Source organism: Corynebacterium pseudodiphtheriticum, from assembly GCF_023509295.1.
Taxonomy (GTDB): domain Bacteria; phylum Actinomycetota; class Actinomycetes; order Mycobacteriales; family Mycobacteriaceae; genus Corynebacterium; species Corynebacterium pseudodiphtheriticum.
This window is the reverse complement of the sequence record NZ_CP091864.1, coordinates 1605760-1626138: the sequence shown is the minus strand read 5'-3', so window position 1 is coordinate 1626138 and position 20379 is coordinate 1605760. Positions and strand designations below refer to the sequence as shown.

General features: G+C 56.7%; 18 protein-coding genes and 1 other RNA gene. 13 read left to right on the top strand and 6 right to left on the bottom strand.

From position 1 onward, the window contains the following. Positions 1-42: 42 nt before the first annotated feature. Positions 43-519: a low molecular weight protein-tyrosine-phosphatase gene (locus tag L9H78_RS07295; RefSeq protein ID WP_249617471.1), complete on the bottom strand. Its 477-nt coding sequence runs from the start codon at positions 517-519 to the stop codon at positions 43-45. Between the two features lie 94 nt (positions 520-613). Here L9H78_RS07295 and L9H78_RS07290 point away from each other — a divergent pair, with 94 nt between their 5' ends. The 4 genes from L9H78_RS07290 (at position 614) to rnpB (ending at position 4234) form a co-directional block, all read left to right on the top strand. Further along, positions 614-1753 carry a Nif3-like dinuclear metal center hexameric protein gene (locus L9H78_RS07290; RefSeq protein WP_249619682.1) on the top strand — a complete coding sequence of 380 codons (1140 nt, stop codon included), beginning with the start codon at positions 614-616 and terminating at the stop codon, positions 1751-1753. A gap of 61 nt (positions 1754-1814) precedes the next feature. Further along, a complete protein-coding gene (locus L9H78_RS07285; RefSeq protein ID WP_249618854.1) occupies positions 1815-2576 on the top strand; it encodes a zinc ribbon domain-containing protein in 762 nt (253 codons plus the stop codon). 29 nt (positions 2577-2605) lie between these two features. Further along, positions 2606-3772: a bifunctional RNase H/acid phosphatase gene (locus L9H78_RS07280; protein WP_249619681.1), complete on the top strand. Its 1167-nt coding sequence runs from the start codon at positions 2606-2608 to the stop codon at positions 3770-3772. Positions 3773-3798: 26 nt separating this feature from the next. Then, an RNA gene (rnpB, locus tag L9H78_RS07275) (RNase P RNA component class A) lies at positions 3799-4234 on the top strand. Here rnpB and L9H78_RS07270 read toward each other — a convergent pair. Continuing rightward, positions 4228-5523, bottom strand: a complete 1296-nt coding sequence (locus L9H78_RS07270; protein WP_249619680.1) for a galactokinase family protein — start codon at positions 5521-5523, stop codon at positions 4228-4230. The two genes, rnpB and L9H78_RS07270, sit on opposite strands and share 7 nt — an antisense overlap. A 225-nt stretch (positions 5524-5748) precedes the next feature. Here L9H78_RS07270 and L9H78_RS07265 point away from each other — a divergent pair, with 225 nt between their 5' ends. The 4 genes from L9H78_RS07265 to L9H78_RS07250 all read left to right on the top strand — a co-directional run bounded on the left by L9H78_RS07265 (position 5749) and on the right by L9H78_RS07250 (position 11392). Next, the gene (locus L9H78_RS07265; RefSeq protein WP_027018408.1) at positions 5749-5961 is read left to right on the top strand and encodes a hypothetical protein; all 213 of its coding nucleotides are present in this window, start codon (positions 5749-5751) and stop codon (positions 5959-5961) included. Between the two features lie 58 nt (positions 5962-6019). After that, positions 6020-7357: a glutamine synthetase family protein gene (locus L9H78_RS07260; RefSeq protein WP_021353789.1), complete on the top strand. Its 1338-nt coding sequence runs from the start codon at positions 6020-6022 to the stop codon at positions 7355-7357. A gap of 22 nt (positions 7358-7379) precedes the next feature. Beyond that, on the top strand, positions 7380-10613 hold the full coding sequence (locus L9H78_RS07255; RefSeq protein WP_249619679.1) for a bifunctional [glutamine synthetase] adenylyltransferase/[glutamine synthetase]-adenylyl-L-tyrosine phosphorylase: 3234 nt from the start codon (positions 7380-7382) through the stop codon (positions 10611-10613). Positions 10614-10822: 209 nt separating this feature from the next. Continuing rightward, positions 10823-11392, top strand: a complete 570-nt coding sequence (locus L9H78_RS07250; protein WP_249619678.1) for a hypothetical protein — start codon at positions 10823-10825, stop codon at positions 11390-11392. Here the strand turns inward: L9H78_RS07250 and L9H78_RS07245 are convergent. Next, a complete protein-coding gene (locus L9H78_RS07245; RefSeq protein WP_249620763.1) occupies positions 11298-12638 on the bottom strand; it encodes an MFS transporter in 1341 nt (446 codons plus the stop codon). The two genes, L9H78_RS07250 and L9H78_RS07245, sit on opposite strands and share 95 nt — an antisense overlap. A gap of 191 nt (positions 12639-12829) precedes the next feature. On the opposite strand from L9H78_RS07245, the gene thrC reads away from it, so the two are divergent. From thrC to L9H78_RS07220, 5 genes are all read left to right on the top strand, one after another. Next, on the top strand, positions 12830-14287 hold the full coding sequence (gene thrC / locus L9H78_RS07240; protein WP_249618853.1) for a threonine synthase: 1458 nt from the start codon (positions 12830-12832) through the stop codon (positions 14285-14287). 30 nt (positions 14288-14317) lie between these two features. Continuing rightward, positions 14318-15394 carry a chymotrypsin family serine protease gene (locus tag L9H78_RS07235; RefSeq protein ID WP_249619677.1) on the top strand — a complete coding sequence of 359 codons (1077 nt, stop codon included), beginning with the start codon at positions 14318-14320 and terminating at the stop codon, positions 15392-15394. Between the two features lie 18 nt (positions 15395-15412). Further along, entirely contained in the window at positions 15413-15952 is a 540-nt protein-coding gene (locus L9H78_RS07230) for an NUDIX hydrolase (RefSeq protein ID WP_249617462.1), read from the top strand. Beyond that, complete coding sequence (locus tag L9H78_RS07225) at positions 15945-16877, top strand: SGNH/GDSL hydrolase family protein (RefSeq protein WP_249619676.1); 933 nt, start codon at positions 15945-15947, stop codon at positions 16875-16877. The genes L9H78_RS07230 and L9H78_RS07225 overlap by 8 nt, the downstream gene beginning before the upstream one ends. A gap of 133 nt (positions 16878-17010) precedes the next feature. Continuing rightward, the gene (locus L9H78_RS07220; protein WP_021353797.1) at positions 17011-17499 is read left to right on the top strand and encodes an RDD family protein; all 489 of its coding nucleotides are present in this window, start codon (positions 17011-17013) and stop codon (positions 17497-17499) included. 6 nt (positions 17500-17505) lie between these two features. Here the strand turns inward: L9H78_RS07220 and L9H78_RS07215 are convergent, their stop codons facing one another. From L9H78_RS07215 to lipB, 3 genes are all read right to left on the bottom strand, one after another. Next, positions 17506-18285 (bottom strand): DUF4191 domain-containing protein, encoded by a 780-nt coding sequence (locus tag L9H78_RS07215; protein WP_023019198.1) that lies wholly within the window; start codon positions 18283-18285, stop codon positions 17506-17508. Between the two features lie 197 nt (positions 18286-18482). Beyond that, positions 18483-19526 carry a lipoyl synthase gene (gene lipA / locus L9H78_RS07210; RefSeq protein ID WP_021353799.1) on the bottom strand — a complete coding sequence of 348 codons (1044 nt, stop codon included), beginning with the start codon at positions 19524-19526 and terminating at the stop codon, positions 18483-18485. Between the two features lie 54 nt (positions 19527-19580). Beyond that, positions 19581-20342: a lipoyl(octanoyl) transferase LipB gene (gene lipB / locus L9H78_RS07205; protein ID WP_249619675.1), complete on the bottom strand. Its 762-nt coding sequence runs from the start codon at positions 20340-20342 to the stop codon at positions 19581-19583. Positions 20343-20379 lie beyond the last annotated feature (37 nt).

Genomic DNA, 20379 nt, shown 5'->3' with positions numbered 1-20379 from the left:
TCGCCGGTTACTAGCGCAGCTGGTAGCAGCACAGCCCGGTTACTAGCGCAGCTGGTTCTGGATGTACTCGAGCAGCCCAGGCAAGCTGGCTTCGATCTCTTTGCGCACACGCGTGAAGCCGTCGCTGCCCCCGTAATAAGGGTCAGCGACGGAGGGTTCTTCTTCTGCTGTTGGATCGAAACTACGCATCAGGGCCACGCGGTTTTCGTCGACACCGCGGGCGATGAGCTGGGAGCGGTGGCCGGTATCCATGGCAATGAACAAGTCCGTGTCACCAGCCTGCGGGCCAAACTGTTGCGCTATGTGTTCGGTACCGTCCAAGCCGATCTCGTGTAATTCTGCCACGGTGCGCTCATCCGCACCTTCGCCGACGTGCCAGCTGTCTACACCACAGGAAGCGACTTTGACGAGCTCGCCCAGGCCCGCCTCCTGAATGGCCTGGCGTGCCATGACTTCTGCCATTGGCGAGCGACAGATATTTCCGGTGCATACAAAATTAATGGAATAGGTAGCAGTCATGTTGCTGTATTTTATCGTCTCGGATTTTATCGTCTCAGGTGCCTGCTGCGTGCCATAATTGTAGGAGCGTATGACGGAGTTAAAGGAGCAGTACATGAGCACCGAGACCACGGTAGGCGAAATTTGCCAGATTATGGACCGCGCCTATCCACCGCATTTGGCGGAAAGCTGGGATAGCGTCGGGCTTATTTGTGGGCGTCGCGAAGCCCCGGTGCGCCAGGTGGCTTTTGCTCTGGACTGCACCGACGAGGTGGCAGACGCGGCGGTAGCGGCCGGTGTGGACATGTTGATCGTGCATCACCCGTTGCTGCTGCGCGGGGTGGATAGCGTGGCTGCGGATACCCCGAAGGGGCGGATTTTGCACTCGCTGATTGAGGCAGGCATCGCGTTGTTTGCTGCACACACCAACGCTGATTCTGCACGCCCGGGAGTGAACGATAAGCTGGCTGAACTCGTCGGCATCACCCCAGGGCGCCCGTTGGCACCGAAGCCGGAGCCGGGGCGGCACTTGTGGGGTGTGCACGTGCCAGCGGCACACGCCGAGACACTGAAGCAGGCCTTGTTTGCTGCGGGAGCGGGCCGGATTGGTAATTATTCCGAGTGCGTCTACGAGATCGCAGGCACCGGGCAGTTCAAACCAGAACCAGGTGCGGATCCCACAGACGGTGAGGTCGGGCATACTTACCGTGACGATGAGCTGCGCATTCAGTTCGTCGCCAAGCCAGGCGATAAACAGGTGCTTCTCGACGCCTTGTACGCCCACCATCCGTATGAAGAACCCGCCTTTGATATCACCGAGCTTGCCGACGCCACCCCGCTGGAAAGCGCCTATGGCCTGGGACGGATAGGTAAGTTGCCAGAACCGATGAGTTTGCGGGAATTTACCCAGCAAGTCGCTGATGGTTTACCTGCTACATCTTGGGGAGTGCGTGCGGCAGGAGACCCGAACAAACAAGTACAGACGGTGGCGGTGGCTTCAGGAGCTGGCGATGGTTTTATCGCGACGGCTGCGAAACTGGGCGCTGATGTGTTTGTTACCTCAGATTTGCGGCATCACCCCGTCGATGAGCACCTGCGCACCAGCGATATGGCAATTATTGATACCGCGCATTGGGCCTCGGAATTTCCGTGGACTGCGCAAGCTGAAGAAATTGTGCGCCGGGAAGCTGGTGTTGAGACCACAATTTTGCAGGTGCGTACTGATCCTTGGACGGTGTCTGTGCATAAGGGCTAAGAGCATAAATACTTATAAACGCGACTCAAGAAAATACGGAAATTAACGGAGACTCACGATGATGAAGCTAGCCCCGAAACAGCAACAACAGTTACTGGAACTGGCCAACCTGGAACGCGCGCAAGCCAGCGCTGGTGCGCAGGCTGGGTCTGGTGACGCAGCTAAGCGCAAATCTGTCACGCCAGAACGCGCCGAAGCGGATAAAGCAGCAAGCAAGCTCAAACGCGCGCGGGATGCCGCCGCGGCCGCGCAAATGGCAGTGGACGATATGGAAGCTGAGATCTTGCGCATCCAACAAGACGAACGCAAGCTGAAGCGTCGCAATATCGACAACAAAAAGCAGCTAGCCACCGAGCAAGACCCGGAAATCCGGAAAGACCTCGAACACGACAAATACACCACAAAATCCCGCATCGCGGATTTGATGAGTGAACTACAAGAAGCCCATAACGAGATCCACGCTTTACGGCAAAACCGTGACGTGCACGGAGCAAAGGTGGACCAAGCCAAAAACGAGCTGGAAGCTGCTGAGCGCGCCGCCGATGCTGCGGATGCCGTTAAGACTGAAGAACCGGACCCGCTAGAAAACATCACGAAACTACGCGCGGAACTGCAAGAACAAGCCCCTGAAGCGTTGGCGGCCTATGACGAAGTCCGGGGCGAAAATGGTGTGGGCGTAGCCCGCTTTACCGGGCGTGGTTGCGGCGGCTGCTACATCCAGCTGCCACCAGCAGACCAGTCCGCGGTACGTGGAGCCAAGCCAGATGTCGTTCCAGAATGCCCAGATTGTGGCACCTTCCTGGTACGCGGCCAGGCAGAATAAGTTGCAGGCAAAATAAGGAGTAGGCAGCGATGAAGCTGATCATTTATGCAGACGGTGGCTCGCGCGGCAATCCTGGCATCGCCGGTTCTGGCACTGTGGTCTATGCCGCTGATGGCACAACCGTGCTGCGTGAGATCGTCTATGTCGTCGGCAAGAAAGCCAGCAACAACGTTGCCGAATATCACGGCTTGTTGCGCGGGCTGGAAGCAGCTGTGGAGCTGGGGGCGGATGACGTCGATTTTTATATGGACTCCCGGCTGGTCGTCGAGCAGATGAATGGCCGGTGGAAGATCAAGCACCCGGATATGAAGCAGCTCGGGTTGCAAGCGCAAAAACTCATGCAACAGTTAGGCGCGGTGCATCTTAGTTGGGTGCGTCGTAACGACAATAAGGTTGCCGATGCCTTGTCTAACGAGGCCATGGATGCTGCAGCCGAAGGACACGCGCCGGGCGTGGTGGACCGTGGCGACGAGCCAGATAACGTTGGCGACGAGCCCGATGCAGAAAAGTCCCCGGCGACAACGGGCACGCATGCTTCCTGGACAGGCGCGACTTGCCAGCCGACCACGCTGATTTTGGTGCGCCATGGGCAAACTTCCTACTCCGCCGAACACCGCTACTGCGGGCACAGCGATATCGTGCTGACTGAGACCGGAATGCGTCAGGCCGCGGCTTCGGCTACTGCGGTAGCTGAGCGTGGTGACATCGATCTGGTGGTGTCTTCTCCACTACAGCGGTGCCAAACGACGGCGAAAATGATCGCAGAAAAAACCGGTGCCCAGTTAGAAACGCACGATGCGTTGATTGAGGCGAACTTCGGAAACTGGGAAGGCCTGACTTTTCAGCAAGCCCAAGACAACGATGCTGAGCTACACGATGCCTGGATTACAGATGCGTCGCTAACACCGCCAGAAGGGGAGTCGCTTGCGCAGGTGCATCGCCGGGTACGCGAATTTCGCAAACAGCTCGTCGCCAAGCATCCGGGCAAAACTATTGCGGTGGTCAGCCACGTGAACCCGATCAAATCACTGATCCGGCAAGGGTTGAATGCTGGGCCGGCGACGTTTAGCCACCTGTTTTTGGATTTGGCCAGCATTGCTGTGGTGAAGTTCTATGACGAAAACTCGCCAGTGGCATCCGCGGTGCTTAGCGTGAACGAGACGGCGCATTTGCAGCGTATTTGCACGGGTGCGTGACTATCAACGAAGATAGGGTGCGTGAATGAGCTGGCCGGGCGATCGCGGCTGACAAACTACGCCGACAACCGTGTGGCGTAAGTGCAAGTCGAGGAAAGTCCGGACTCCACAGAGCACGATGGTTGCTAACAGCAACCCAGGGCAACCTGCGGGCAAGTGCAACAGAAAGTAGACCGCCACCGGGAACGCTGCGAGCACTCGCAACGCTTCCGGCGGTGAGGGTGAAAGGGTGCGGTAAGAGCGCACCAGCATGCCAGGTGACTGGCGTGGCTAGGTAAACCCCATTGGGAGCAAGGCATCACGGCGCGCCACGGTGCGTGCCTGCTCGAATGCTTGAGGGCTGCTCGCCCGATATTCGAAGGTAGCTGCTTGAGGTCACCAGCAATGGTCGGCCCAGATGGATGATCGCCCACGCACCACCACGGTGCGGGACAGAATCCGGCTTATAGGCTGGCTCATTCACTCACTATTTTGGCGACTTCGCCCGGCAACAAGCGCGTGACCACCAAGCCATCAGAGCTGAGATCATGCGCGAAGTTGTCGGCTTTTTTCTTGTCGACGTAGGCGATCACGGCCTTGGAGGTTCCCGCAGCAGCCGCCCGCGCGGCGATTGCGCCACGAACCTGACACAACTGCGCCAGTTCCATGGCAGCATCGAGCGTGTAATCATCTTGTAAAGCCTGCTGCGAGCTGTGCAGCAATGGCCAAATATCCCGGGAACGCTGTGAACGAAGCGCGTGTGCAAACTGTTGAGCACGCTCAGTTTCCGCTTCGTGGAAATCCAACCAGGTGCGCGACTCATGTAGCTCCGGGACACCGTTGGTGCCATGCACCTTGTGCACCGCGGACAACCATTGCGTGACGCGCGCCGGGGCGTCGGGAAGCAGCCGCAGCGACTGCGCACCAAACGCATGCTGGGCGGAATCCACAAACCGGTGGCGGGAACGGATTTCGTCGGACTGGTCGGGTGAGTCGGCATCCTGTGGGACTGTCACCGCAAAGGCTGCTAATTCTCGCGTCACCGGGTGTACCGCTTTGGTGAGTGAACCATCGGCATAATCCAGCACAGAGATTTGTGCAGCAGCTCCACGCAAGGCCGTGGAATACCGCGCGCGTAAGGTGGCGGTGCTGGAAAACACTTCGCCGGCCTGCGCGCAGATTTCCGCCAACCGTGCCCGCAGCGGGGCTTCGTCAATATCAGCTGTTTCTGCTTGCAACGCCAGCGCTAAAGCGCAATCAATAGCAGCGTATTCACCTAAGCCCGAATCTGGGGTGATTTCAGACAACACCGTGATATTCATGCCGTTGGTTTCGCGAGAAAGCAGTTGGCGCTGCACCATCATCCAGACAATCCCGCCTAAGCGCTCGGCCAATCCGCCGCGCGGCAGCGGTGGGGTAGTTGGCTTACCGGATTCATCAATGTCCGGTTGTTGTTGGGAATACAGTTCGGCGACCTCGTCCATGGTTGTGGACGCCTGCGTGGTGGAGCCGTCGGTAAGCGAGGAGCGGCGAAAGTTCACCACGAATTGCTGGTCCTCGCGGGCAGATACCGCAACTGCGGCGCGCTGCGCGGCCAGACTCATGAGTACGACGCCGCCTGCGTGATCGACGTGCTCTCCGATCAGTGACCAGGTGGCGGGGGCGTCGGCTTGCCAGGTTGGGGCACAACCATGGAGTTCTGTGTGCCATGCGGCTGCAGAAACGGTCAGTGAAACGTCAGGTGAACCGTTCGTCTGGGGCGCATGTGGCATGGGGGAAGAAAACTCCTTGGAAATCGGGAATAGCGAACTGAAAATCGAAAATATCGATCGAGAATAGCGATATGGACACATCCGTTTTCGGCAATCTCGGGCGATTTTACCTGTTTGGCTGTGTCGGTGGGTAGTCAGATTTATACTGAATAGGCATGGTTCTGGCTTTTGTCTATGCGGCAAAGCTAATGGCCGGGAACTCGAGTGAAGGAGCAGCACTAAAACATGGCACACGCAGATGAACAATGGTTTTTCAACCCCTCTACTGGGGAGGTGACCGAAGGTAAAGTAGCCGGGTGGAATGATCGCATGGGCCCGTATGACAGTAAAGAATTGGCCGAAAATGCGTTCGAGATTGCGCGGAGGCGAAACGACGCTGCTGATGAGGCAGAAGAAGACGATGACGACTGGGGCCAGCCTGCAGCTTGGGAGAAATAATTCTCAGAGGAGACTTTCGCCCCGCCCAATGTGACCGCGGTTGCCTAGACTAGGACTCATGAACAGCCAACACGATTACGTCTTGCGCACGGTTGAAGAACGCGATGTCCGTTTTATCCGCCTGTGGTTTACCGATATCACCGGCGCACTGAAATCCGTGGATATGTCACCGGCCGAGCTGGAAAATGCGTTTGAGGAGGGCGTCGGCTTCGATGGTTCCTCCGTGGAAGGGTTTTCGCGTGTGGCCGAATCCGACACTATTGCGATGCCCGATCCTTCGACGTTCAAGATCATGTCTTCGGAAAGCGAAAATGAATCGTTGCTGACAGCGCGCATGTTCTGCGATATCGTCCAGCCCGATGGCAGCCCTTCGCTGGTGGATCCGCGCTATATTTTGCGGCGCCAAGTGCAGGAGGCCGCGGATGACGGTTTTACCTGCATGGTGGGCCCGGAGATTGAGTTTTATCTGCTGCAACAGACCGACGATCCAGCTGATCTGCAGCCGACCGACAACGGCGGTTATTTCGACCAGTCGACGATGAACCTGGCACCAGAATTCCGGCGTACTGCTATTCAGATGCTGGAAAACCTCGGCATCGTCACTGAATTTTCGCACCATGAAACCAGCCCGGGGCAGCAAGAAATCGACCTACGTCACACCGACGCGCTGACCATGTCGGATAACATCATGACCTTCCGTTATCTGATCAAGAAGGTCGCCCAACAGCAGGGTGCACGAGCGACGTTTATGCCCAAACCACACAAAGACTGGACCGGCTCGGGCATGCACACCCACATGTCATTGTTTGAAGGCGATAGCAACGCTTTCCACGATCCCGATGACGAATTTTGCTTGTCGACGACGGCCAAGCAGTTCATCGCTGGTATTTTGCACCACGCGCCAGAGCTCACCGCGGTGACCAACCAATGGGTGAATTCCTATAAGCGATTGATGTTCGGCAAAGAAGCCCCTGGCGCAGCAACCTGGGGTGTGTCTAACCGTTCTGCAATGGTGCGCGTGCCCACGTACCGGTTGAACAAGCCGGAGTCACGTCGGGTAGAGATCCGCAGCCTGGATTCTTCGGCAAACCCTTATTTGGCCTATTCAGTGTTGCTGGCTGCTGGGTTGCGCGGCATCAGGGAAGGCTATGAACTGGGAGACCCAGCCGAAGATAACGTGCAAGAGCTCACGCGCCGCGAACGCCGGGCGATGGGCTATATTGATTTGCCGAATTCCTTGGATCATGCTCTACGCAAACTCGAAAAGTCTGATTTCATGGCAGAAGTATTAGGCGAGAACGTCTTCGAATTCTTCTTGCGGTCCAAGTGGCAAGAATTCCGTGCGTATCAGGAACACATCACTCCTTTCGAGCTCCACAACAACCTGAACATTTAACCCCGAAGATCTGAGCGATACTGTGACTTCGAACCGCCCATCCGTTCCCTCGATTGCCACACTGGGTCTTTCCAGCCCGAAAGCTAGCGAAGATATTGCATGGCTGGGGTGGAACGACCCCGACCACACCACGCTTTTATGGTGTTTGGCTGCAGCGTCCGACCAAGACCTTGCGCTGAACACACTCATGCGCATGGCAGGCAACCTTGCCGACGATGGCGCCGAACTGACAGCACGCCTGTGCGAAGATGAAGCATTGCGCGTGCGGTTTTTCGCCTTGCTAGGTGGATCCACTTTGTTAGGCGATCACCTTGCCGCACACCCGGAGACTTGGCAAGAGTTGACGAAACCATTGCCGGAAGAACACGAAATGTTCCAGCAGATGTTGGGATCGGTGGGCGCACACGTCGCAGATTTTGCTGAGCTTGAATCAGTGGAAGATGACCCAGCCAGTAAAGATCTCACGACGCCAGGAACTTACCGGGCGTCGGTGACTGGCAGTGAGGCGGTTTCTGCGCTACGCGATGCGTATCGGACACTGATGCTTCGGATCGCCGCGCATGATCTCGCTGGCAGTTATTTCGCACGCAAAGGGCAATCTGAGCCGCAACCAAAACTGTTATTTAGCACGGTTACCGGTGCGCTGTCGCGTTTGGCGGATGCGGCTTTGACTGCTGCACTCGCGGTTGCAGTCGCGGAAGTCTACGGGCCATACCCCACGGACCCCACGGAAAATGCAGATGACAAAACATCCGGAAGCCATTCGGCGACGGAGGCGACACAGACAACGACACAGACGGCGGCCCGGACAGCGGTCGGGGCAAGGCCAGGGGCAAGGAAAACCACCGCAAAAAAGGCCACACCCGTCGACGCCCGCTTGGCTGTGATCGCGATGGGGAAGTGCGGTGCGCAGGAGCTCAATTACATCTCAGATGTCGACGTCATCTTCGTCGCCGAGCCTGCGAGCAATAAAGCCACCCGGCTGGCGGCAGAATTTAGCCGCATTGGCTCAGCCGCGTTTTTCGAAGTCGACCCCAACTTGCGCCCGGAGGGCAAATCCGGCGCGCTCGTACGCACTTTAGATTCACATATTTCTTATTATCGCCGCTGGGCAGAAACCTGGGAATTTCAAGCATTGCTGAAAGCCCGTGCACAAACGGGGTACCTACCACTGGGGCGCCGCTACGAGGACGCCATCCGGCCCATGGTCTGGACTGCCTCGGAGCGTGATTCCTTTGTCGAAGACGTGCAAGCAATGCGTCGTCGGGTCCTAGCCAACGTGCCGAAAGACATGCGCAACCGTGAGCTGAAACTTGGCACCGGCGGCATGCGCGACGTGGAGTTTGCGGTGCAACTTCTGCAGCTGGTGCACGGACGCTCTGACGAGCGTTTGCGGGTTTTATCCACAGTGGAAGCTTTAGATGCTCTGAAAAACGCCGGCTATATTGGGCGCGAAGATTCCTGGCAACTCATCGAGGCCTACGAATTTTTGCGGCTGCTGGAACATCGCCTGCAATTACAGCGCTTTCGTCGCACGCACACGATGCCTGCCGATGACGACACAGAGGCTTTGCGTTGGCTGGCACGCGCGGCCGGCTTCGATGCCCACGGCGCGAAATCATCTTATGACTTAATGGTGAACCACCTGCGCAAAGTCCGCCTGCGCATTTCCGAACTGCATTCGCGCCTGTTTTACCGGCCGCTGCTGGATGCCGTCGCCTCCATGTCCGCCGAAGAACTGCGGCTGTCCCCGGCAGCGGCGAAGCTGCAACTTTCTGCCCTCGGTTACCGACACCCAGGGCGTGCATTTGACCACCTCACCAAGCTGGCATCAGGTAGCTCCCGAAAAGCCCGCATCCAGTCGATTTTACTGCCTGGGCTGATGGAATGGCTCGGAGAAACCGCCGATCCTGATGCCGGGTTGTTGAACTACCGCAAACTATCGGATGCGGCATTCGATAGGGCTTGGTTTTTGCGCATGTTGCGCGATGAAGGAATCGTCGGCAAGCGCTTGATGTCGATCCTCGGAAATTCGCCGTACACGGCAGAACTCATTATCAACTCGCCGGATACCATGAAGCTGCTTTCCGACGGTGCGAACGGACCGAAGTTCTTAGACACTAACCCACAGCAGGTGTCGAAATCGCTAGTAAACTCGTCGAAACGCCACGCAGACCCAGACAAGGCGGTCGCGGTGGCGCGATCCTTAAGGCGTGTTGAGCTAGCGCGTATTGCTGCAGCAGATCAGCTTGGATTCATGCCGGTAGAACGCGTGTGCCGGGAGCTTTCCTTGATTTGGGACGCGGTACTAGAAGCAGCAATCCGCGCGGAAGTCCGCGCCAGCCTGCGAGAGATGGACCGAGAAGAACCACCTGCACGCATTGCAGTGATCGGCATGGGCCGGTTGGGAGGCCAAGAACTTGGTTTTGGCTCAGACGCAGATGTGCTCATGGTGGCCGAGCCAGCCGAAGGCGAGGACGAAACCGAGGCGATGGCCTGGGCGAAAAAAATCGTCGACAAGCTGCGTGCTCGGCTGGCGAAACCCTCCGGGGATCCACCGTTGGAGGTAGACCTTGGGCTACGCCCAGAAGGTCGCAGCGGGGCAGTGGTACGCAGCATTTCTTCGTACCGACGCTATTATTCGCAGTGGGGTGAAGCCTGGGAAATCCAAGCCCTGCTACGAGCAAATGTGGTGGCTGGAGACCCCGAAGTCGGAGCGGAATTTATCGAGATGATTAACGATTTCCGCTACCCGGCAAGCGGAATTTCTGATGCCACAATTCGCGAGATTCGCCGAATCAAAGCTCGCGTGGATAATGAACGCCTGCCGCGCGGAGCCGACCGTAATACTCACACCAAGCTCGGCCGAGGTGGATTAACGGATGTGGAATGGACTGTGCAATTACTGATCATGATGCACGGCTCAGAACACCACGAACTACGCACCCCCTCAACGCTAGACGCACTCGATGCTTTGCGCGATTGCGCAATCTTAAGCGCTAAGGAAGTCACACAACTACGGGAAGCGTGGTTGATGGCTACGAATGCTCGCAACGCGCTGGTGTTGGTGCGTGGCAAACGCGTGGACCAATTGCCACAACCCGGCAACCACCTGGCCCAAGTTGCCGGTGTTGCCGGATGGGCGCCGGAAGAAAACCAAGAATTCCTCGAGGCTTATCTGAAGGCAACCAGACACGCGCGCCGGGTCGTTGACCAAGTTTTCTGGGGTGAACCAGACTCTTATGAATACGAATAGGCCCTGCGTCTATAAAAAAACTGCATCCCAGCAAACCCGTAACTAGGTGCTGCCACCAGTGCAGCTGGAGATAGCTGTTTCCGGTGGCTAAATAATGTGATATACCTAGCAAACTGACAGGAATATCTACTGTTGCAGTCACATAACCTGGTTAAACTAAACGATGTCGAGTCGTTATTGGTGAAAATGCATCAAGGAAGATTACCCAAATGCCACAACAACAAGCACCTACACAGAAGCCCAAAACCAGCACACGGTGGGTCTGGGGTGTAATCGGTCTAGTGACCGTCGTCGCTGGTGTCTTTGCATGGCAATTCGCTTTACACAACGACGAGCAACGCAGCGGACGTACCGTCGGTGCGATGCTGACTGACCAGCCACACCCGTTCGACGATGATGCAACTGCTGGCAGCAGTTTCGCGGCCACCCCGAACGGGGAGATCTCGGCAGAAATCTATACCAATCGGCTTTCTGAGCTTGCCTCTGCATTGGGGCTGCCCATGGAACTTGCCACGTCTTCTGACCGGCCGGACATCACCATCACCGTGAACAACGAAAACCGTGCTGCCATGCGTATCGTTCTCGAAAATATTCTGAACCAAGCGGTAGAGCGCAGCGAAATTTCCTATGTGGACCGAGACCGAGTGCTTTATACCTTTGACCTGGGGTTGATCGATGCGCCCACTAGTGCGATCGCAGAGCACGCAATCGGTGGGGCAGAACCCGATGCGCAGGTCCCGGATACTTCCGCCATGCCGAAGCAACCAACAACCCAATAACGCCGACGGCCCACACCACACCAGCGGCTAAGGCCGCAACCTGAAAATCACCCCAGGCGTATTCACCACCAGCGGAAGAAATATCCAAAACAACCCCGATACCCTGCGATGCCGCCATTCCGGCCAGGAAACCGCCCATATTCGCTAAACCAGTAGCAGTAGCCACAACCTCGCGGGGTACTCCCTCGCGCACGTTATCGAAACCATAATTAGCTGAAGACGCGCACAAAGCAACAATCACGTTAACCACCACGATGGCGGCTAGCCCCCGTGGTGTAGCGCTGGCGAAAAACACCGCCCAGGTAAGCACGATTGTGACAGAAAAACCCACAACCGCCCAGTGCCTGACAGCGCTGATGCGGGCAGAAAAGAGGCCATGCAACGGCCCAGAAAACACCGTGACGACGGTGTTAATTGCCAAGACCGCACCGGCCTGTTGTGCGCTGAGCCCCATTCCGAGTGTCATCAATGGGAAACCCCACATCATCAAAAACACCAGCTGAAACATTAGGCAGGAATAGTGCATGAAAAAGCCCTGCCAAGCAACTGGTGTGCGAAGCAGCGTACGCATGCGGGTGCGCAACGAATCGCGCCTGCTCGCAGCCGTACCCGATTCCGACGCATGCGCTGCATGCCGATCAACGTCGGGAAGATCTTTAATGGCCAAGCCCGCCAAGCCAGCAAGCAAAATGCTGGTCGCACCCAAGGTCACAAAAGCGCCCGTCCAACCAGCGCTACCGAGCAAAGCCAAAAATGGCACAGCGGAAATAAACTGGCCTGTCTGCCCAATCGCGCCGGTCAACTGCGTAAACAACGGTGTTTTGCGTAACGGGAACCAATAGGGAAGCAATCGCATGACAGCCAAAAACGCTGAGGCATCACCGGCGCCGATCAATACGCGAGCAACAATCGCCAGCGGATAGGACGTCGTCAAGGCCAACAGGAACTGCCCGAGCCCCATGACTACCGCACCAAACATAACTACCGCACGCGGGCCAAACCTATCGATACCCAGCCCAGTAGGAATTTGCGCTAGGGCGTACACACCTAATTGCACTGCCGCGAAAACCGCGATGCGTGAGGCATCCACATCGAAACGCGCAATGGCTTCTACACCAGCTACGCCGAAGGAGGTGCGACCTGTGATCGCGACTATGTAACACGCCACGCCAGCCACCCAGACCACCAATGCCCGGCGAGTGACTACCTCGCGGGGGTGCGGCGCCGACCCACCAGCCCGGGACATCTCGGCGCGGGAGGTGCCGGTTATAGCAGAACCAGGTGGAACAGCCTCTGTAGCGGCGACTTGCGGGCGGCTAGCTTCCGGGCGAGAAGACCCTGAGCGAGAAGACCCAGAGCGCGAAGCTCCTGAATGAGAAGCCGGTGAAGCGTGATTTTCCATATATGTCATTGTAGGTAGACGCTAAGATGAAACTCGTGGATTATATTTCGACTCGTGATACCCAGGCACAACCCGCTCAATTTACCGATATTTTGCTCGGAGGCCTCGCAGCCGACGGCGGGCTTTACTTACCTACGCAGTACCCCCAGCTGGATGCAGAAACCTTAGCGAATCTGCGGGAAGTTTCCCGCAGTAGTGGATATGCAGGGCTCGCAGCAAAAATTTTGCAGTTATTCGTCGACGACATTCCTGCCGCCGAACTCGAAGCCATGGCGCGCCGGGCCTACAACACAGAAAAGTTTGCGCACGAAGAAATCGTGCCGGTGACCAAACTAGATGAGCAGTTTTATATCGGCCATTTGTCTGAAGGCCCAACCGCGGCGTTTAAAGACATGGCTATGCAGCTGCTTGGAGAGTTATTTGAGTATGAGCTAGCGCGGCGGGAAACCACGCTGAATATTCTGGGGGCGACCTCGGGCGATACCGGATCCTCGGCGGAATACGCTATGCGTGGACGCCAAGGAATCCGCGTATTCATGTTGACTCCGAAAGGCCGGATGAGTCCGTTCCAGCAGGCCCAGATGTTCGGGCTGGATGATGAGAATATTTTCAATATCGCGCTGGACGGAGTTTTTGACGATTGCCAGGACGTGGTCAAGGCCGTTAGTGCGGATGAGGCTTTCAAACGCGAATACCGCATTGGCGCGGTTAATTCCATCAACTGGGCGCGGTTGTTAGCGCAGATCGTTTATTACGTCTCTTGCTGGATTAAAGTCACTGAAGCAACCGGCGATTACGCACAGAAAGTGTCGTTTAGCGTGCCGACGGGCAATTTTGGTGATATTTGCGCAGGCCACATCGCCCGTCAGATGGGGCTGCCGATCGACCGGCTGATCGTCGCCACGAATGAAAACGACGTGCTTGATGAGTTCTTCCGTACAGGTCAGTATCGGCCTCGCTCTGCCGCGGATACGCACGAGACTTCCTCGCCGTCGATGGATATTTCCCGGGCCTCAAACTTCGAGCGCTTCATCGCGGACCTGTTGGACCGTGATGCGGCCCAGGTGGCAGAGTTGTTTGGCCAGCGCATTAAGGACGGAGGATTCGCACTTTCCGACGATCTGCTCGCTCGCGCGCGTGAAGAATTCGGTTTTGTGTCCGGACGGTCGCTGCACTCGGATCGCTTGGCGACGATTGCACAGGTACAGCAGAACCACAACATGGTCGTCGATCCGCACACTGCCGACGGCATCAAGGTCGCCTGGGACGCCGTGGCTGAACACGACATCACCAGCCCCGTGGTGTGTTTAGAAACTGCGCTTCCGGTGAAATTCGCCGAAACTATTGAAGAAGCTCTCGGTACCACGCCGCCGATGCCGCAGCGTTTCGCTGGCATTATGGATGGTGGCCGGAAGGTTGTTGATTTAGCGAACGATGCCGAGAAGGCTAAGGACTACATCCGCACTTCGATTGAGCAAACAGAAGTCCGTTAATTAGTATTCGCCGGGTTATACTCTGTAGCTATGACCGGGCATGAACAGCACAGTTACGCAGCACGCCCTGCCGCACGGCGGGGCAGTGTTGTGGCAGCTTTAGCCATTCCAGCGCTGTTCGCCACGGCTTGCAGCACTGCCTATTTTGGTGCGGGCGAACTAAACCAAGCAGGCAGCAACGGCGGTGCTACGGGGGGATCTGGAGTCCAGGAAGACCCAGATAATTATGACCAAGCGGCGGCACAGCCCCGGCTGGCGCCTCCGCCGCGAGTCGACGCACTCAATGGCGCGGACAACCAACGCCTACCCCGAGAACCAGAATCGCAAACTCGGATTATTCATCCAGTGAATGCGCCGCTGGCGCCGGGAGCGCCCATTGATATTTCTACCCATGTGCCCGCACCGGGTGAGCAATTTAATTACAACATTTGCACCGTTGCGTATTCGTTTACTGATGCTGATGGCACCGGTTATGCCGTTACTGCCTCACACTGTGGGCGCGAAGGCGACCTGGTGTGGGCAGGCCAAGGCAACAATAAATTCCGCTGGCCTGCAGAACCGATCGGTACTTTTGTCTATTCCGATTTGTATACCCTGAATTCTTCAGATTTAGACGTTGCGATTATCGAACTCAACGCTAATGCATACGATGCCAGTCTGGCCGGCGGGGCCGATGCTGCGGTGCACCCAATGCCGACTGCAATCGCGGAACGGCTTGATTTTCTGCCAGAACAGGTGTGCAAGAATGGCAGGATCACGGGCACCACGTGCGGGCATACCACGGCGTCGCAGGCACTAGGCAAGCTGAACACGCATGATGGCACGGTGTTGAATGCGCGTTCGGCGCGGGCGGCTTTGTGTGCGACCACTGGTGACTCTGGTGGACCGGTATATGCCGAAATAAATGGCGAAAAAGTCATCGTCGGGTTGGTTTCCGGCACCACTACGCAGCAGGCCACACACCAGTGCCACCTGGAAGAATCTGGGCACAATGCCGGGAATAGTGCCGGGGAAGACATTAGCGTCTCGTATACACCGGCCACGGAATTTCAGCGCATCATTAACGCTGTGGTGCCCGAGGCTGTGGCGAATACAGAAACCTGGTAAGCCAGCTAGAATACGGATATGGCAACCCCGGAATTTATTACCCAACTGCGTGAACATATCGGCAATGCACCCTTGTGGGTTCCAGCCACTACCACGGTGGTGATACGCGAAGTGCCTGCCGATGCTCCCATTTGGGAGGTTCCGACGGTGCTGTTGGTCAAGCGTGCCGATACTGGCAATTGGACGCCGATTGGTGGCATATGCGAACCCGGTGAACAACCGCACGCTACTGCTGTGCGGGAGGTAAAAGAAGAAACTGGGTTGGACATCGAACCAGTTGCCTTGCTCGGCACCGGCGCGGTGGGGCCAGTAACCTACCCCAATGGCGACGTGTGCCAGTTCATGGACACCGCGATATCTGCTAGGTTGCTCGGCGACTACGATCAGCAGCCGGTGGTTGCTGACGATGAATCCGTTGCTGTGCAATGGTGTTCCGTAGCCCAGTTGCCACAGTCTGTATCGGCCCGCCACAGGCTGGTTATTGCTGATGCAGTAGCGCATATGAAAAACCCGACTCGTTTTCGCCCACGCTTAGGATTTACAAAGCGGAATGGCTAATAACCGGCTTGGTGGCACCTGGGTTGGGCTTATGGTTAGTGCATTAGCGCTGACTGCATGCAGCAGCACCTCTTCCGAAAGCCAACCGCCTGCTAACGAGCAGACAAATCCAGTGGAAGACTTAGGTGCCAATGGGATTGGAACGTACGTGGCCCTCGGCGATTCTTTTGCTTCCATGGCCTCGCGTGCTGGTGCGCAACGCCCAGATGATCCGGTTGCTGATTTTTGTCGGCGCTCGCCGGATAATTACCCAGCAATAGTCGCGGAGTTGCTGGGAACGGATACGGCTATTGACCGCAGCTGCCAGGGCGCGATTATTGATAATCTTTCAGAAACCCGCGAAGCCGGCGGGGTAGAAGTACCCGCACAATTAAATATTTTGCGCGAAACCGAACAGCCGGTAGAGCTCGTTACCCTGACGATCGGGGGCAATGATATTGGCTTCGGGGAACTCGTGTGGTGTGCCCAGACAGCGATGCACACGGGTGAGCCATCCAATTGCAGCACTTTCTTAGACCGCAAGGTAGCGCACGAAATTGGCGTAGTTTCTGATCGCTTGGACCAGGTTTTTCAGGCCATCGAAAACGAGGCCCCACAGGCGCGGGTGATCATGACAGGCTATTTGCCTTTGCTCGCAGCTTGGGATGACTGTGCAGAAATTGCCGCGATTTCGGGAACCGACCGTACATGGTTGCAAAGCGTGACTCACCAGCTCAACCACGCACTTGCAGAAGCAGCCCACCGCAATGGTGCGGAATTTGTGTTGCCTGACGACGTCGACAAGCACACCGTCTGTGCACAACCACAACAACGCTGGGTGGATCTGACTGGAATTGAAACCGGGTCGTTCCCATTTCACCCCACTGCGGCGGGCCAAGCGGCCATGGGCCGGGAAATTCACCAGCGGGTTGCAACGCTACGGTAGCGGGACTGCCTGATAGCACTGCAGCGGGTGCAAGCCTCGTTAGCGGCAGCGACAGGCGAGGAAAGCGACAGCGACAGTCGAGGATGTTCTGTCTGGTTTCGCTGCCCTAAACCTGGCTTGTAGATTAGAGACCATGGCGGAAAGAAAGCGAAGCTGGCTCGATGGGCCAGCCATTCCCGGTGAAAATGAAGATCCCAATGCGCCAAGTCGGTGGCCAGGCGAAAAACTTGGCATGCCGCAACATGGTCGCGGATCCATGGCACCGGTGGGTAAACGCGCGCTAGCGGTGCTTATTGATTGGTTTGTTGCCTTGGCGCTGGCTTTTGGTTTGCGCTATGGCCTGGGACTTGGCGACGTGAGCCAAGGAGCAACCACCACGTGGAATTATGTGCTCTGGATTGTTATGGGAATTGTGTGCGGCTGGTTGTTTGCCCGCACCCCGGGCATGATGTTGCTCGGCATGGGGGTTGCGCGGGTTGATGCAGAAGAACGTGTCGGCCTATGGCGGGCAGTGGTGCGCACCTTGCTTACCGCATGTTTTTTCCCGGCTGTGATGGTGGATTCCGACGGCCGTGGCATGCACGACCGTGCCACAGGAACCACCGTTATTCGCACGAACTAGCTGGGATTATTTTCCCTTTTTCGCGTTCATACGACGCATGCGGCGGTTCATGCCAGAAGGGTTCTGTGCCTGGCTAGGCAGCGGACCTTTGGGCATACCGGCGCCGGGGCCAGCTGCAGCATCCATGGCTTCGATGCGGGCGTTGATGTCGTAGACCTCAGTTTTGCTGTAGTTCCGTGGCAGCTTCAGCAACTTACGCTGCAGTTTGCTGAGTGGAACCTGATCTTCACCGGTGCCGGTGTAAATCACATGTACCGGAACTCCACCAGCGATGCGATCAATACGGCGACGTTCCTTGTCGACGATCTTCTCCAAGCGCTTCGGGTTGCCCTCACCGACAAAAACCACGCCCGGGTTGCCGACAACGCGGTGCAGCAAATCCTGCTGACGCGTCATGCCTACACCTTGCTTGCTAAACCAGACGATGCCAAAGGTGTTCCGAAGGTTATCCAAGGTCCAGCCAGCAGCACCCGGTTGATCCTCTACGCGCTTGTACATCGAGGACTGCAGACGACGGGTGAAGATCCACATGGCCACGACAGCACCCAATACGATGCCGAAAGGCAAGGTAAACCACTGGCCGCCCCACAACATGCCGATGAAGAAAAACGCCACGGCGATGCCAACTACCGCCAGCAGCATCAGCGGGATCAGCGCTTTATCTTCCTTACGCTGCATGTTAAACGCTTGCCACATTTGCGAACGCGTTTGTTTGCGTTGCGCCTTTTTAGCCTGTTTTGCCTCGCGTTTTTGGGCTTTCAGCTTCGCCTTGTCGTCTTTTGCCATGTCTCTCACTTTAGGGGGTAGTCAACCAATTTAGAAAACGCTGTCAGCACTCATACTAATCAGTACTCGCACTAGTAAGTGTCCACGAGAAAACGCGCCCCGGGCAGGACCCGAAGCGCGTTGCAGAATAGCAGCACACCCCTGCGCTGCTATCCGGGGGTGCGCTCCTCCGTAGAAGAGCTAGTATCCACGGCCCCTTAGCGGGTGGTTACCGGGGTTTCCTGGGAAGCGCCATATTTGCTTAACAGGGAAGAAGCTTCCTGCGCGGTTGGGCCTTGCGAAGTCTCCTGCAAGTGAGACAATCGCTCTGGCAGTTCACGGCCGCGAGCCTGCATCGCCTGCACATACAATTTGCCAGCGCGGTAGGAGGAACGCACCAGCGGACCAGCCATGACAGCGCCGTAGCCCATTTCGCGGGCGGCCTTGGAATGTTCCACAAATTCTTCTGGTCGAACCCAGCGGTCAATTGGGTGGAACAGAGGCCCTGGGCGTAGGTACTGCGTGATGGTGATGATGTCGGTTCCCGCATCACGCAGATCTTGCAAGGTATCGAGAACTTCCTGCTCGGTCTCGCCCATGCCCAAGATCAGGTTGGACTTGGTAATTAAGCCATAATCGTGTGCCTGACGAATAACATCGAGCGAGCGATCATAACGAAACGCAGGACGAATGCGCTTGAAGATGCGCGGTACTGTTTCCAGGTTATGCGCGAAAACTTCTGGCTCGGCTTCGAAAACCTCTTGCAACAGATCCGGTTTGCCAGAAAAATCAGGAGTTAGGTTTTCAATACCGGTATTCGGGTTTAATTCCCGGATCTTCCGCACAATCTCTGCGTACAACCAGGCGCCTTCATCCTTCAGATCATCACGAGTAACACCAGTGACAGTGGTGTAGTTCAGATCCATTTCGCGGATATTTTCCGCTACGCGGCGTGGTTCGTCGGTATCTAACAAACCAGGCTTGCCGGTTTTAATATCGCAGAAGTCGCACCTGCGAGTACACAAATCGCCGCCGATCAAGAAGGTGGCCTCACGCGACTCCCAGCACTCGTGAATATTCGGGCAGCCAGCCTCCTGGCACACGGTATGCAAGCCTGCGCCAGCAACCTTGGCCTTCATGTCTTTATATTCCGGGCCGTTGCGGACCTGGTTGCGGATCCAGCGTGGCTTCTTCTCGATAGGATTTTCTGCGTTCCGCTTCTCAATGCGCAGCAGTTTGCGCCCTTCGGGGGTGACACTCATAATGCCCCAGCCTACGCCTTGTTGTAGCTTCTGACGAACAGGGTTCGCTGTGCCTTATTGCGGGGACGGGCCGACTCGCGAACTATCCAAACTGTGATCACTAACGGCTAAGTCACCGGCCAGTGCACGCATCAATGACTTGTGTAGTAATGGGATCATTTCTTCAGTAGTAACCTCCCGTCCATGTTCCAAGGACAAGGTGGTGACATCTGCGTCGTCAATGCCACAAGCGACGATGTGCTCATAAAATTCCAGTGAGTTATTGCAGTTCAGCGACAGTCCATGCATGGTGACGCCACGGGTGACGCGGATGCCTAGTGCTGCGATCTTGCGGTCCCTGCTGGAAGCATTCTTGTCGACGGCGGGCACGCTGTGCGGAACCCAAACACCGGAACGGCCTGCAATTCGGCCGACCTTTTGGGTACCGAACGTCGTCAGCGCGTCGATGATGCCTTCTTCCAAGCGACGCACGTAATCGACTACATCGACCGGTTCTGCGAGCTTGATGATGGGGTAGACGACTAGTTGCCCGCGACCGTGCCACGTTATGCGGCCACCGCGGTCGACCTTGATCGTTGGCAAGCCATTAGTGGGCATATCGGAAGGTTGGGTTCTTTTGCCGGCGGTGTAGACATCAGGGTGCTCGAGAAATAGCAGCTGATCCGGAATCTCTCCGTCGGCACGTTGCCTGGCTAACTTCGCTTGCAGATCCCAAGCCTCTTGGTAATCCACTGTTCCTAGTTTTTGGATCTCTAGGGCTTGATCGGCACGAATGGAACGGTCAGCAGGGAAAAACGGGGCACGCGGGGCAGTCATAGTGCTCATTTTAACGCGCCCTGTTAGAGCAAGCCGC